Source organism: Pseudomonas sp. UF-293, assembly GCF_058245595.1.
In genome coordinates this window covers 33,709-48,282 of the sequence record NZ_JBSICA010000007.1, presented here as the reverse complement: position 1 = coordinate 48,282, position 14,574 = coordinate 33,709, and the positions used below count along the sequence as shown (strand labels likewise).

Genomic DNA, 14,574 nt, shown 5'->3' with positions numbered 1-14,574 from the left:
AGGTCAAGGAGACCTTCATGCACTTCAAGAAACTCGCCGCTGCCACCCTGCTGCTCTGCACCTTGCCGGCGGTCAGCCAGGCCCGCGATACGGCGGTCTACCTGCCATTGGACAAAGCCGTCGCCGAAGCCACCCGCTCGGGCAAGATCGACGGCAGCGTGAAATTCTATCTGGCCGGCAACACCCCGGCCGGCAAAGTCACCGTGGTCAGCCCCGGCGCCGTGACCAACAAGAAAACCAACGCCTTCAACAAGTCCGACGAAGTTGCCTGCGAGTGGGTCGCCCAATCGGCAATCATCAGCCTCCACCAGGCGGCGAAAAACGCCGGCGCCAATGCCGTGACCAACATCGTCAGCTTCTACAAGAGCAACGAGCGCAAGGACGCGCAAACCTACGAATGCCACGCCGGCGCGATCATGGCGGGCGTTGCGTTGAAGGGCGATCTGGCGAAGGTTCAGTAAACGCCAGAAATGACAAAGGGCGCCGTTTGGTGCCCTTTTTTTTTGCGGTGATTGAACAGCATCTACACTCGCTGATGCAGGTCGCAGCACCGTAACCTGCCCTCGCAGTCTCTTTCACCGTCAAAGGAGATGACCATGCAAGTGAAAGCCCTGATCGCCGCAGCGCTTTTCGCGCTACTGCCCAGTGCCAGCCATGCCACCAACCTCATGTACATGCCTTTCGAAACCGTGCTGTCGGACGCGATTCGCGCCGGTCGGCTGGATGGCAGTGTGAAGTTCTACCTGATCGGCAACGGGCCGCAGGGCACTCAGCAGTTGCTGCGCCGAGGGGTGGTCAGTGATTTGAAAACCAACGGCTTCAACAAGAGCGATCAGGCTTCCTGTGAATGGGTGTTGCAGTCGAATCTGATCAAATTGCAGGCTGATGCCAAGCGCGTCGGGGCGAATGCGGTTGTGAATATCGTCAGTTACTACGACGAGCATGTGCGCAAGGATTTGAATACCTACGAGTGCCGGGCAGGAGTTTTTGTTACCCGGGTGGCTTTGAAGGGGGATTTGGTGCGGTTGCCCTGAAATCTGTGATGTTTGGGCCGACGCCTTCACACCGTCAACGGTTCAACCTTGCGGGTAAGCAGTTCGACAAACGCCTTGGCCATCGGCGATTTCTGATCTTTGCGCTGCACCAGCCACACCGCTGAGATCGCTTCGGGATCGAGCAGGGGTCGATAGACCACGCCGTCGATGCGCATGCGTTGGTAGGACGCCGGCAGCACTGACACACCCAAGCCCGCCGCCACCAAACCGATGATGGTCATCGCCTCACCAGCCTCTTGGGCAAAGTGCGGGCTGAAGCCGGCGTCACGGGCCAGACTGAGCAGTTGTGCATAGAGTCCGCTGCCATAGCTGCGTGGGAAAAATACGAACGGTTCCAGCGCCAGCGCCGAGAGAAAAAGGCCTTCATCGCTACCTTGGGCCATTGGATGCTTGGAACTGAGCACCGCCACTAACGGCTCGCGCATCAACTCCACAACACTCAGTGAATCTGGCAATCCGAGCGGGCGCATGATGCCGACTTCGATCGACTCGTCCACCAAGGCATCGGCGACCATGGTGCTGCTCATTTCGCGCAGGTTCAGATGCACCGCCGGAAAGCGCTGACGAAAGGAAAAAATCGCCTGCGGAATCGTCGAGTTGAACGGTGCCGACGAGGTGAAGCCAATCTTCAACTCACCCAGCTCACCAAGTTGCGCACGGCGGGCGACATCCGCAGCCTTGTCGACCTGCGCCAGTACCAGCCGCGCCTCTTGCAGAAACAACCTGCCCGCTTCGCTCAACTCGACCCGACGATTGGTGCGCTCGAACAGGCGTGCGCCGAGCTGCTGTTCCAGCGCCTGGATTTGTTGGCTCAGTGGTGGCTGGGAGATGCCCAGCACCTGTGCGGCCCGGCCAAAATGCAGTTCTTCGGCGACGGCAATGAAGTAACGCAGATGACGCAATTCCATAGAATTCCCATTAGGTCGCTGAAGCTATCAAACAGGTCGAACAATATATTGGATAGAAACATTAGCCAGCTATATGATTTTTTCATTGCCTGCCCGGCTGTGCTTTCCGAGGTCTGAAGTGAAAACTGCTGTCGCGCCCCTTGCCCACGAAATCCCGCCCTCTGCCGGCGACGATGCCCTCGCCGAGCTGCAAGAGATCTACATCGAAAAAGGCACACCGGCGTTCATGCGCACGGTACTGGCGCTGTTCTGTGGCGGCTTTGCGACGTTTGCCCTGCTCTACTGCGTACAACCGATGATGCCGCTGCTGTCCCACGAATACGGGATCAACGCGGCGCAGAGCAGTCTGATCCTCTCGGTGGCGACCGGCATGTTGGCCTTTGGTCTGCTGATCACCGGGCCAATTTCCGACCGCATCGGGCGTAAACCGGTGATGGTCGCGGCATTGTTCGCTGCCGCGTTGTGCACCATCGCCAGTTCGATGATGCCGAGCTGGCACGGCGTATTGATCATGCGCGCGCTGATCGGCCTGTCATTGAGCGGCCTGGCCGCGGTGGCGATGACCTATCTGAGCGAAGAAATCCATCCACAACACATTGGGTTGGCGATGGGTTTGTACATCGGCGGCAACGCAATCGGCGGGATGAGCGGACGCTTGATTACTGGCGTGCTGATCGACTTCGTCAGCTGGCACACGGCGATGCTGGTGATTGGCGGTCTGGCGCTGATCGCGGCGGCGGTGTTCTGGAAGATCCTCCCGGAGTCGCGCAACTTCCGCGCCCGCTCGCTGCACCCGCGCAGCCTGCTCGACGGCTTCACCATGCACTTTCGCGACGCCGGCCTGCCGCTGCTGTTTCTTGAAGCGTTTGTGCTGATGGGCGCGTTTGTCACGTTGTTCAACTACATCGGCTACCGCTTGCTGGCTGCGCCGTACAACCTCGATCAGGTATTTGTCGGATTGCTCTCGGTGGTCTACCTGTCGGGGATCTACAGCTCGGCGAAGATCGGTTCGCTGGCGGACAAACTGGGGCGGCGCAAAGTGCTCTGGGCGACCATTGCGCTGATGTTCGCCGGACTGGCACTGACCATGTTCACTTCGTTGTTGCTGGTGATCGTCGGCATGCTGGTGTTCACTTTCGGCTTCTTCGCCGCGCATTCGGTGGCGAGCAGTTGGATCGGCCGGCGCGCGCTAACTGCCAAGGGCCAGGCGTCGTCGCTGTATCTGTTCAGTTACTACGCCGGGTCGAGCATTGCCGGGACGGCGGGCGGGGTGTTCTGGCATCTGGGTGGGTGGAATGGCATCGGCCTGTTCATTGGTGCGTTGTTGCTGATTGCCCTGCTGGTGGCGTTAAAGCTGGCGAAGTTGCCGCCGTTGCAGGGCGTCAAAGCCTGACATAAAACCATGTGGGAGCGAGCCTGCTCGCGAAGGCATTGTGTCAGGCAACATCAGTGTTGAATGACACTCCGCTTTCGCGAGCAGGCTCGCTCCCATAGTTGATTTGGGTACGACATTAGATCGTGCAAAAGAAAACGCCCGGCATTGGCCGGGCGTTTTTTATTGTGCGCTGATCACTCGTGATACTGCGCCGACAGCTCATGCACCGCACGCAGGAACGCGCCGGCATGTTCAGGATCAACCTCAGGCGTGATGCCGTGGCCAAGGTTGAACACGTGGCCGCTGCCCTTGCCGTAGCTGGCCAGAATGCGTCCGACTTCAGTGCGGATCGCTTCCGGTTTGGCGTAGAGCACGGTCGGGTCCATGTTGCCTTGCAACGCGACCTTGTCGCCGACGCGGGCACGGGCGTTGCCGATGTCGCAGGTCCAGTCCAGGCCGAGGGCGTCGGCGCCGGCTTCGGCGATGCTTTCCAGCCACAGGCCGCCGTTCTTGGTGAAGAGAATCACCGGCAATTTGCGCCCGTCGTTCTCGCGAATCAGGCCGCTGACGATTTTCTTCATGTAGGCCAGGGAGAATTCCTGATACGCCGCCGCCGACAGGTTGCCGCCCCAGGTATCGAAGATCTGCACCGCTTGTGCACCGGCCATGATCTGGCCGTTGAGGTAGGAGGTCACCGACTGCGCCAGCTTGTCGAGCAGCAGGTGCATGGCTTGCGGGTTGTCGTAGAGCATCGCTTTGGTCTTGCGGAAGTCTTTCGACGAGCCGCCTTCGACCATGTACGTCGCGAGAGTCCACGGGCTGCCGGAGAAGCCGATCAACGGCACGCGGCCGTTGAGTTCGCGGCGGATGGTGCTGACCGCATCCATGACGTAGCCGAGGTCTTTGTGCGGATCAGGGATCGGCAACGCTTCGATGTCAGCGAGGGTGCTGACGACTTTTTTGAAGCGCGGGCCTTCACCGGTCTCGAAGTACAGGCCCTGGCCCATGGCATCGGGAATCGTGAGGATGTCGGAAAACAGAATCGCCGCGTCCAGTTGCGGGTAGCGGTCGAGCGGTTGCAGGGTGACTTCGCAGGCGAATTCCGGATTCATGCACAGGCTCATGAAGTCGCCGGCATGGGCGCGGCTGGCGCGGTACTCCGGCAGGTAGCGACCGGCCTGGCGCATCATCCACACAGGGGTGACGTCAACGGGTTGCTTGAGCAGGGCGCGGAGGAAACGGTCGTTCTTCAGGGCAGTCATGTCGGCATCCGGAAAAAAAGTGCGGGCATTTTCTCAGAGCGCGAGGCAAAAGGCACGGATGTGGGTCAGCCTTTTGTCTATCGGGTCAATTTGTCGCGCTGGAACACGATTTTCCGCAACACCCCAAAACAACTGTGGGAGCGAGCCTGCTCGCGAAGAGGCCGGCACATCCAACATTGAAGTTGGCTGACAGACCGCGTTCGCGAGCAGGCTCGCTCCCACAGGGGCATTGCGTTTGGCTCAGGCGCCGGGGTTAGACACCCAGGTAATCAAGGATCCCTTCAGCCGCATTGCGCCCTTCGAAGATCGCCGTCACCACCAGGTCGGAACCGCGCACCATGTCGCCGCCGGCGAAGATTTTCGGGTTGCTGGTCTGGTGCTTGTACTGACCTTGCTCGGGCGCAACAACGCGGCCCTGGCTGTCGGTCTGGATCTCGAACTGTTCGAACCACGGTGCCGGGCTCGGGCGGAAGCCGAAGGCGATGACCACGGCGTCGGCCGGGATGATCTCTTCGGAACCCGGGATCGGCTCGGGGCTACGACGGCCACGGGCGTCCGGTTCGCCGAGACGGGTCTCGACCACTTTCACGCCTTCGACCTTGTCTTCACCAACGATAGCGATCGGCTGGCGGTTGTAGAGGAATTTGACGCCTTCTTCCTTGGCGTTCTTCACCTCTTTGCGCGAGCCGGGCATGTTCGCTTCGTCACGACGATAGGCACAGGTCACCGACTTGGCGCCCTGGCGGATCGAGGTGCGGTTGCAGTCCATCGCCGTGTCGCCGCCGCCGAGTACCACGACCTTCTTGCCCTTCATGTCGACGAAATCTTCCGGCGACTTTTCGAAGCCCAGGTTGCGGTTGACGTTGGCGATCAGGAAATCCAGCGCGTCGTAGACGCCCGGCAGGTCCTCACCGGCAAAGCCGCCCTTCATGTAGGTGTAGGTGCCCATGCCCATGAACACCGCATCGTACTCGGCGAGCAGTTGTTCCATGGTCACGTCTTTGCCGACTTCGGTGTTCAGACGGAACTCGATGCCCATGCCGGTGAAGACTTCGCGACGATTGCTCAGCACGGTCTTTTCCAGCTTGAACTCGGGGATGCCGAAGGTCAGCAGGCCACCGATTTCCGGGTTCTTGTCGAACACCACCGGGGTTACGCCGCCACGCACCAGCACGTCGGCACAACCCAGACCCGCCGGGCCTGCGCCGATGATCGCGACACGTTTGCCGGTCGGCTTGACCTTGGACATGTCCGGGCGCCAGCCCATGGCGAACGCGGTGTCGGTGATGTACTTCTCGACCGAACCGATGGTCACCGCGCCGAAACCGTCGTTGAGGGTGCAGGCACCCTCGCACAGACGATCCTGCGGGCACACCCGGCCGCAGACTTCCGGCAGGGTGTTGGTCTGGTGCGACAGCTCGGCGGCCTGAAGAATGTTGCCCTCGGCCACCAGCTTCAGCCAGTTTGGAATGAAGTTGTGCACCGGGCACTTCCATTCGCAATACGGGTTGCCGCAACCCAGGCAGCGGTGGGCCTGATCGGCCGACTGCTGGGGTTTGAACGGTTCGTAGATTTCAACGAACTCTTTCTTGCGTTGACGCAACAGTTTCTTCTTCGGATCCTTGCGCCCGACATCGATGAATTGAAAGTCGTTACTGAGACGTTCGGCCATCTTCAAAACCTCGTACACGACAGCTTCAAGCTACAAGCTTCAAGCTGCAAGAAAATCAAATTAATCCGCCTCACCGCGCAAGCTTCTAGCTTGTCGCTTGAAGCTTGCAGCTGCTTCACTGTGGGCTTGCCCGCGTACTGGAGAGCAGAGATTTCAGACTCGCTGCCTTCGGTTTGACCAACCAGAAACGACGCACGTAATCGTCGAGGTTCTCGGCGAGTTCACGACCCCACTCGCTGTCGGTTTCGGCGACGTACTCGTTCAGCACGTTCTGCAGATGGCTGCGATAGGCTTCCATGGCCTCGCCGCTGATCCGCTGGATCTCCACCAGTTCGTGATTGACCCGGTCAACGAAGGTGTTGTCCTGATCAAGCACGTAGGCGAAACCACCGGTCATGCCAGAGCCGAAGTTGTAACCGGTCTTGCCCAGCACGCAGACGAAACCACCGGTCATGTACTCGCAGCAGTGATCGCCAGTGCCTTCCACGACGGTGTGGGCACCGGAGTTACGCACGGCGAAACGCTCGCCTGCGGTGCCGGCGGCGAACAACTTGCCGCCAGTGGCGCCGTACAGGCAGGTGTTGCCGATAATGGCGCTTTCCTGAGTTTTATAAACGCTGCCCTTCGGCGGCACGATGGTCAGCTTGCCACCGGTCATGCCTTTGCCGACGTAGTCGTTGGCGTCGCCTTCCAGGTACATGTTCAGACCGCCGGCGTTCCACACACCGAAGCTCTGACCGGCAGTGCCCTTGAAGCGGAAGGTGATCGGCGCTTTGGCCATGCCTTGGTTGCCGTGCTTGCGCGCGATTTCGCCGGAGATCCGGGCGCCGATCGAACGGTCGCAGTTGCAGATGTCCAGCTCGAACTCGGCACCGCTGAGGTCGTTGATTGCCGACGAGGCCAGCTCGACCATCTTCTCCGCCAGCAGACCTTTGTCGAACGGCGGGTTACGCTCAACGCCGCAGAACTGCGGTTTGTCTGCCGGGATGTGATCGCTACCCAGCAGCGGCGTCAGGTCCAGGTGATGTTGCTTGGCGGTCTGGCCTTCGAGGATTTCCAGCAGATCGGTGCGACCGATCAGCTCTTCGAGGGAGCGCACACCGAGTTTGGCCAGCCACTCGCGGGTTTCTTCGGCGACGTAGGTGAAGAAATTCACCACCATGTCGACGGTGCCGATGTAGTGATCCTTGCGCAGTTTCTCGTTCTGCGTCGCGACGCCAGTGGCGCAGTTGTTCAGGTGGCAGATGCGCAGGTATTTGCAGCCCAGTGCGATCATCGGTGCGGTACCGAAGCCGAAGCTCTCAGCACCGAGAATGGCTGCCTTGATCACGTCGAGGCCGGTTTTCAGGCCGCCGTCGGTCTGCACCCGGACTTTGCCGCGCAGGTCGTTGCCGCGCAGGGTCTGGTGGGTTTCAGCCAGGCCGAGTTCCCACGGCGCGCCGGCGTACTTGATCGAGGTCAGCGGCGAAGCACCGGTGCCACCGTCGTAGCCGGAGATAGTGATCAAGTCCGCATAGGCCTTGGCCACACCGGCGGCGATGGTGCCGACGCCCGCTTCAGCTACGAGTTTCACCGAAACCAGCGCCTGCGGGTTGACCTGCTTCAAGTCAAAAATCAACTGTGACAAGTCTTCGATCGAGTAGATGTCGTGGTGCGGCGGTGGCGAAATCAGGGTCACGCCCGGCACTGCGTAACGCAGCTTGGCGATCAGCCCGTTGACCTTGCCGCCCGGCAGTTGCCCGCCCTCGCCCGGCTTGGCGCCCTGCGCGACCTTGATCTGCAGCACTTCGGCGTTGACCAGGTATTCCGGGGTTACACCGAAACGGCCGGTGGCAACCTGCTTGATTTTCGAGCTCTTGATCGTGCCGTAACGCGCCGGATCTTCACCACCTTCGCCGGAGTTGGAACGCGCGCCGAGGCGGTTCATGGCTTCGGCCAAGGCTTCGTGAGCTTCCGGCGACAGTGCGCCCAGCGAGATACCGGCGGAATCGAATCGCTTGAGCACCGACTCCAGCGGCTCGACTTCACTGATGTCCAGCGGCGTGTCGAGGGTCTTGACCTTGAACAGGTCGCGAATCATCGACACCGGACGGTTGTCCACCAGCGAGGTGTATTCCTTGAACTTGGCGTAGTCGCCCTGCTGCACAGCGGCTTGCAGGGTGTTGACCACGTCCGGGTTGTACGCGTGATATTCGCCACCGTGGACGAACTTCAGCAGACCGCCCTGCTGGATCGGCTTGCGCGGGCTCCAGGCTTCGACGGCGAGGGCTTTCTGCTCGGCTTCGATGTCGACGAAGCGCGCGCCCTTGATCCGGCTCGGCACGCCACGGAAGCTCAGCTCGCAGACTTCTTCGGACAGACCAATGGCCTCGAAGAGCTGCGCACCACGGTACGAAGCGATGGTCGAGATACCCATCTTCGACAGGATCTTCAGCAGGCCTTTGGTGATGCCTTTGCGGTAGTTCTTGAACACCTCATAGAGGTCGCCCAGCACTTCACCGGTACGGATCAGGTCACCCAGCACTTCGTAGGCCAGGAACGGATAGACCGCCGAGGCGCCGAAACCGATCAGCACCGCGAAGTGATGCGGGTCACGGGCGGTCGCGGTTTCAACGAGGATGTTGGAATCGCAACGCAGGCCTTTCTCGGTCAGGCGGTGGTGCACGGCACCGGTCGCCAGCGAAGCGTGGATCGGCAGCTTGCCCGGGGCGATATGACGGTCGCTGAGGACGATCTGGGTACGCCCGGCGCGCACAGCTTCTTCAGCCTGATCGGCAACGTTGCGGATCGCCGCTTCGAGGCCGAGGCTTTCGTCGTAGTTGAGGTCGATGATCGCCCGTTCGAAACCCGGACGGTCGAGGTTCATCAGCGAGCGCCACTTGGCCGGCGAGATCACCGGCGAGCTGAGGATCACGCGCGAGGCGTGTTCCGGCGACTCCTGGAAAATGTTGCGCTCGGCACCGAGGCAGATTTCCAGCGACATCACGATCGCTTCCCGCAGCGGGTCGATCGGCGGGTTGGTCACCTGCGCGAACTGCTGACGGAAATAGTCGTACGGCGTGCGCACACGTTGCGAGAGCACGGCCATCGGCGTGTCATCGCCCATCGAGCCCACGGCTTCGTAGCCTTGCTCGCCGAGCGGACGCAGGACCTGATCGCGCTCTTCGAACGTGACCTGATACATCTTCATGTACTGCTTGAGCTGATCGACGTCGTAGAAAGCCGAACCGTGGTCGTTGTCTTCCATGGTCGCCTGAATGCGCAGGGCATTCTTGCGCAGCCATTGCTTATACGGATGACGGGACTTCAAACGGTTGTCGATCGCATCGGTGTCGAGGATCTGCCCGGTTTCGGTATCCACGGCGAAGATCTGCCCCGGGCCGACACGGCCCTTGGCGAGCACGTCTTCAGGCTGGTAGTTCCACACGCCGATTTCCGAGGCGAGGGTAATGAAACCGTTCTTGGTGGTCACCCAGCGCGCCGGGCGCAGACCGTTACGGTCGAGCAGGCACACCGCGTAGCGACCATCGGTCATCACCACGCCGGCCGGGCCGTCCCATGGCTCCATGTGCATCGAGTTGTACTCGTAGAATGCACGCAGATCCGGGTCCATGGTTTCGACGTTCTGCCACGCAGGCGGAATGATCATCCGCACGCCACGGAACAGGTCGATACCACCGGTGACCATCAGTTCGAGCATGTTGTCCATGCTCGAGGAGTCGGAACCGACACGGTTGACCAGCGGGCCGAGCTCTTCCAGATCCATCAGATCGTTGGTGAACTTGGTCCGACGGGCCTGCGCCCAGTTGCGGTTACCGGTGATGGTGTTGATTTCGCCGTTGTGGGCGAGGAAGCGGAACGGCTGTGCCAGCGGCCATTTCGGCAGGGTGTTGGTGGAGAAACGCTGGTGGAACACGCAGATCGCGGTTTGCAGGCGCTCGTCACTCAGGTCTGGATAGAACGCGGCCAGATCGGCCGGCATCATCAGGCCTTTATAGATGATGGTCTTGTGCGAAAAGCTGCAGATGTAGTGGTCGGTGTCAGCGGCGTTGGCCACCGACGAGCGGCGACGGGCGCTGAACAGCTTCACCGCCATGTCCTGATCGCTCAGGCCTTCGCCGCCAATGTAGACCTGTTCGATCTGCGGCAGGCGCTCAAGGGCGAGACGGCCGAGGACGCTGGTGTCGATCGGCACCTTGCGCCAGCCGATCAGTTGCAGGCCTTCGGCAAGGATCTCGCGGTTCATGTTCTCGCGAGCGGCTTCGGCCTTGGCCGGATCCTGATTGAAGAACACCATGCCCACTGCATATTGCTTGGGCATTTCGACGCCGAAGCTTTCCTGGGCAATGGCTCGCAGGAAGGCGTCGGGTTTTTGAATCAGCAGACCGCAACCGTCACCGGTCTTGCCGTCGGCATTAATCCCACCGCGGTGGGTCATGCAGGTCAGGGCCTCGATGGCCGTTTGCAAAAGGGTATGACTGGGCTCGCCCTGCATATGAGCTATCAGGCCGAAACCGCAGTTATCCTTGAATTCATCTGGTTGGTACAGACCTGCTTTCATAGACACTTTCTCACCAGGCTGCCTCTATTCGAGGCAAATTTCTTTTCAATTCAACCACTTGCGTTCCGCGCCGAACGTACGCCGGCTTAGCGGGGGCAAAAGGGTGGTCATTGTACACAGCGACACAGAGGCTCACAAATTTGACGACGAACTGTCGCAAATTCATGTCGCATTTGTGAAAGGTTTAAAGCGATCTGCTGTGCTAGTCAAAACTTTTTTAAATTCTGACCGCAACGACTCAAAAACTACTGTGACGCAGACACCACAAGGCACGCGGCCCTTTCAGGCGGCGCGCACTCGTGGAGATTTTGAGGTGCCGGGAGAGGCGGCCTGGGTAAGGCCGCCGAATCTTCAGCGAGTTGTTGCCAGTTCCTGTTGGACGCTGGCGACAGTGCGAGGCCAAGGTTTACCAGCCTGAACCTTCGCTGGCAAGGCCTTGATGGCAGAAACGGCCGCATCACGATTGGCAAAGTTGCCGTAGGTGATCACGTAAAGCGGCTTGCCATTGAGGACTTTCTTGAAATAACGGTACTCGCCGCCCTGCTCCTTGACGAAGTTCTGAGCGGTGGTTTCCGAGCTGGTGCCAAGGATCTGCACGACATAGTTGCTGGTCGGCTGACCGGCGTACCAGCTGCCACCGGCGGCTTTGGCCACCGTGACTGGCTTGTCGGCAGGCTTGGCAGCGGTCGCCGGTTTGGCCGGGGTCGGAGCCGGTTTCGCGGCTGGCGCTGGCGTGGCCGGAGCAGGCTTGGCCGTGGCGATCTGTGTCGGTGCCGGGGTTGGCGCCGGTTTGGCGGCAGGGGTAGGAACCGGTGTCGGCGCAGGACCGGCCGGAACGCCTGCAGGCGGCGCGGAGGTGGTTACGGTTGGCGGGGTGTCGCTGGAGCCTTCCAGCGGCACGCCGTCGTCGCCTTCGGTGATGCCACCGGCGGCCTCGGCCAGCGGGCCACGCATGACGGGCTGCGAGTTGCCGACCAACGGCAACGGCATCGGCTGGGTGTTGCCGGCGAATTCGACGGACGGGTTGGCGCCATTCGCGGCGCCCTGACCCAATGGCAATTGCGCCTGTTCATTGGCCGGAGCACCGGTGGTCGGTGCCTTGCTGCGACCCGGCATCAGCCAGGCGGCAGCAACCGCGACCACAACGACGGCGGAAATCGCCAATACGTGTTTCTTCGGCATGTTGAACCCCATACTTGGACGCTTGACCGCGGAGCGGCTGGCAATCATTACTTCGATCAGAGCATCGCGAGCGACCTGGTTGATGTTGCCCGGCCAGCCCTCGGAGCTTTCGTGAATATCAGAGATCTGATCTGCGGTGAAAAGTTCGACACCCCGGCCCGCGCCTTCCAGCCGCTGGTCGAGATATTCGCGGGTCTCTTCTTCGGTGTACGGCTGCAATTCGATGACGTGGAAACGCTCTTCTTCGAGCTGCAACGCCTCGAGCTGAGCGATCAGCGACGACTCGCCGAACAGGAATACATGCGGACGACCTTCCGGCGTGCCGGCGCCCAGCGCCATCAACGCTTCCAGCGCCGACTCGTCGAGCTGCTCGGCGTCGTCTACCAGCAGATAGACTTCCTGCCCGGTCAGCCCCAGTTGCACCACCTGCTCGAGAATCGCGCCGACTTCGGCCTGCGCGACATCCAGCGCTTGCGCCACCTGGCGCAGCACGCCGGCCGCATCACCGGCGCCACGGGCGGAAACCACCACGCTCTGCACCGATTGTTTATTGGTGCTGGCGACCAGCGCCTGTCGCAGCAGGGTCTTGCCGCTGCCTTGCGGACCGGTGACCACCAGCAGCAGCTGGCTGTAACGCGCCAGATGATGCAATTGACCCAGCACCGGTTTGCGCTGGGCCGGGAAGAATTTGAAGCCCGGCACCCGTGGCGCAAACGGGTCGTGACTTAACTGGAAATGGCCGAGAAACGCCTCGTCGGCATGCAAACTAGTCATCGGAATCGTTTTAACCTTTAAGCTGAGCCAGGGCGCGGTAGTCCGCTCCCAGCGTGGCCTGTAGAACCTCTTTCGGATAATCGTCGGTCACTACCGCTTCGCCCATCCGGCGCAGCAGCACCAGGCGCAGACGACCGTCGATCACTTTTTTATCAATTGCCATGTGTTGGAGAAAATCGGCTTCGGTGATTTCTGTCGGAGGAATGACCGGCAAGCCGGCACGCTGGAACAGACGAATGCCGCGATCACGCTCCTGCTCACTGATCCAGCCCAGGCGCGCAGACATTTCCAATGCCATCACCGTACCCGCCGCCACCGCCTCGCCATGCAGCCAGACACCATAGCCCATGTGGGTTTCGATGGCGTGGCCGAAGGTGTGGCCGAGGTTGAGCGTGGCGCGTACGCCGGTTTCCTTTTCATCGGCACCGACCACCGCAGCCTTGGCCGCGCAGGAACGCTCGATCGCATAGGTCAGCGCTGATTGATCCAGCGCGCGCAGGGCGTCGACGTTTTCCTCGAGCCAAGTCAGGAACGGCTCGTCGCAGATCAGGCCGTACTTGATAACTTCCGCCAGACCCGCCGACAACTCGCGCTGTGGCAGTGTCTTCAGCGATGCGGTGTCGATCAGCACTACGTTCGGCTGATAGAACGCGCCGACCATGTTCTTGCCCAGCGGATGGTTGATGCCGGTCTTGCCGCCGACCGACGAATCGACCTGCGACAGCAGCGTGGTAGGAATCTGGATGAAATCGACACCGCGCTGATAGCAGGCGGCAGCGAAACCGGCCATGTCGCCGATCACACCGCCGCCCAAAGCGATCACTGTGGTGCGGCGGTCGTGACGCGCGGTCAGCAGACCGTCGAAAATCAGTTGCAGGGTTTCCCAGTTTTTGAAGGCTTCGCCGTCGGGCAATACCACCGAGATCACCGAAAACTGCGCAAGGCTGCGGGTCAGACGTTCGAGATAGAGCGGCGCGACGGTTTCGTTGGAGATGATTGCCACCTGCCGCCCGTGGATATGCGGCGCCAGCAGTTCCGGCTGATCCAACAGACCTTCGCCAATATGAATCGGGTAGCTGCGCTCGCCTAGATCGACCTTGAGTGTCTGCATGTGTCCCCACAGTGAAGATGGAAGCAGGCATCCTGCCCTGAAATTATTGGTGTTCTGCGGCCTGTAGCGGTATGACGCCGCTCGCCCGGCATCCGTTACACCCTCGGCGGGCGCTGACAGGACGCCGAGGATAGCGCATTTCGGACGATGCTTTAACGGGGCGGCAACTGCGCGAGGCGGTCGAGAATGTCGAGCACCACCATGCGTGGCGGCCGCTCGTCGGTTTCCACCACCAGATCGGCAATTTCCCGATAAAGCGGGTCACGGATCTCGAGCAGGTCGCGCAGGGTTTTCGCCGGATCGGCGGTACGCAGCAGCGGCCGATTGCGATCACGGGAGGTGCGGCCGACCTGCTGCTCGACGGAGGCGTGCAGATATACCACGCGCCCGCCTTCATGCAGGGCCTTGCGATTGGCATCACGCATCACCGCACCGCCGCCGGTCGCCAGCACCACGCCATCGAACGCGCACAGCTCGGCGATCATCGCCTGCTCACGGTCACGAAAGCCGGGCTCGCCTTCCTTGTCGAAGATCCATGGGATATTGGCACCCGTGCGCAGCTCAATTTCCTTGTCGGAATCCTTGAACGGCAGGCGCAGCTCTTTGGCCAGCAATCGGCCGATGGTGCTTTTGCCAGCACCCATCGGTCCTACAAGTATCAAATTTCGCACAGA

General features: G+C 60.8%; 10 protein-coding genes. 3 read left to right on the top strand and 7 right to left on the bottom strand.

Annotated features, from left to right (window positions below; translation table 11 throughout):
• Positions 1-17: 17 nt before the first annotated feature.
• A complete protein-coding gene (locus tag AC4IHP_RS10260) occupies positions 18-461 on the top strand; it encodes an excinuclease (RefSeq protein ID WP_490831625.1) in 444 nt (147 codons plus the stop codon).
• Positions 462-596: 135 nt separating this feature from the next.
• Positions 597-1,034, top strand: a complete 438-nt coding sequence (locus AC4IHP_RS10255; RefSeq protein WP_490831624.1) for an excinuclease — start codon at positions 597-599, stop codon at positions 1,032-1,034.
• A 26-nt stretch (positions 1,035-1,060) separates the two neighbouring features.
• Here the strand turns inward: AC4IHP_RS10255 and AC4IHP_RS10250 are convergent, their stop codons facing one another.
• Complete coding sequence (locus AC4IHP_RS10250) at positions 1,061-1,963, bottom strand: LysR family transcriptional regulator (RefSeq protein WP_490831623.1); 903 nt, start codon at positions 1,961-1,963, stop codon at positions 1,061-1,063.
• Positions 1,964-2,114: 151 nt separating this feature from the next.
• Between AC4IHP_RS10250 and AC4IHP_RS10245 the strand changes: the two genes are divergently transcribed.
• A complete protein-coding gene (locus AC4IHP_RS10245) occupies positions 2,115-3,356 on the top strand; it encodes an MFS transporter (protein WP_490831700.1) in 1,242 nt (413 codons plus the stop codon).
• A gap of 176 nt (positions 3,357-3,532) precedes the next feature.
• Here the strand turns inward: AC4IHP_RS10245 and hemE are convergent, their stop codons facing one another.
• The 6 genes from hemE to aroK all read right to left on the bottom strand — a co-directional run bounded on the left by hemE (position 3,533) and on the right by aroK (position 14,571).
• Positions 3,533-4,600, bottom strand: coding sequence for a uroporphyrinogen decarboxylase (hemE, locus tag AC4IHP_RS10240; protein ID WP_490831622.1), 1,068 nt, complete (start codon positions 4,598-4,600; stop codon positions 3,533-3,535).
• 253 nt (positions 4,601-4,853) lie between these two features.
• Positions 4,854-6,272 (bottom strand): FAD-dependent oxidoreductase, encoded by a 1,419-nt coding sequence (locus tag AC4IHP_RS10235; protein WP_039757038.1) that lies wholly within the window; start codon positions 6,270-6,272, stop codon positions 4,854-4,856.
• A gap of 115 nt (positions 6,273-6,387) precedes the next feature.
• Complete coding sequence (gene gltB, locus AC4IHP_RS10230; protein WP_490831621.1) at positions 6,388-10,833, bottom strand: glutamate synthase large subunit; 4,446 nt, start codon at positions 10,831-10,833, stop codon at positions 6,388-6,390.
• Positions 10,834-11,184: 351 nt separating this feature from the next.
• On the bottom strand, positions 11,185-12,789 hold the full coding sequence (locus AC4IHP_RS10225; RefSeq protein WP_490831620.1) for an AAA family ATPase: 1,605 nt from the start codon (positions 12,787-12,789) through the stop codon (positions 11,185-11,187).
• 10 nt (positions 12,790-12,799) lie between these two features.
• Entirely contained in the window at positions 12,800-13,900 is a 1,101-nt protein-coding gene (aroB, locus tag AC4IHP_RS10220; protein ID WP_490831619.1) for a 3-dehydroquinate synthase, read from the bottom strand.
• Between the two features lie 152 nt (positions 13,901-14,052).
• Positions 14,053-14,571, bottom strand: coding sequence for a shikimate kinase AroK (aroK, locus tag AC4IHP_RS10215; protein ID WP_024011270.1), 519 nt, complete (start codon positions 14,569-14,571; stop codon positions 14,053-14,055).
• Between the last annotated feature and the right edge of the window lie 3 nt (positions 14,572-14,574).

What these genes read in the sequence shown, in the direction of transcription:
- AC4IHP_RS10225 (WP_490831620.1), bottom strand. Translation starts at nt 12,789, where the DNA reads ATGACTAGTTTGCATGCCGACGAGGCGTTTCTCGGCCATTTCCAGTTA.
- AC4IHP_RS10255 (WP_490831624.1), top strand. Translation starts at nt 597, where the DNA reads ATGCAAGTGAAAGCCCTGATCGCCGCAGCGCTTTTCGCGCTACTGCCC.
- hemE (WP_490831622.1), bottom strand. Translation starts at nt 4,600, where the DNA reads ATGACTGCCCTGAAGAACGACCGTTTCCTCCGCGCCCTGCTCAAGCAA.
- AC4IHP_RS10260 (WP_490831625.1), top strand. Translation starts at nt 18, where the DNA reads ATGCACTTCAAGAAACTCGCCGCTGCCACCCTGCTGCTCTGCACCTTG.
- AC4IHP_RS10250 (WP_490831623.1), bottom strand. Translation starts at nt 1,963, where the DNA reads ATGGAATTGCGTCATCTGCGTTACTTCATTGCCGTCGCCGAAGAACTG.
- AC4IHP_RS10235 (WP_039757038.1), bottom strand. Translation starts at nt 6,272, where the DNA reads ATGGCCGAACGTCTCAGTAACGACTTTCAATTCATCGATGTCGGGCGC.
- gltB (WP_490831621.1), bottom strand. Translation starts at nt 10,833, where the DNA reads ATGAAAGCAGGTCTGTACCAACCAGATGAATTCAAGGATAACTGCGGT.
- aroB (WP_490831619.1), bottom strand. Translation starts at nt 13,900, where the DNA reads ATGCAGACACTCAAGGTCGATCTAGGCGAGCGCAGCTACCCGATTCAT.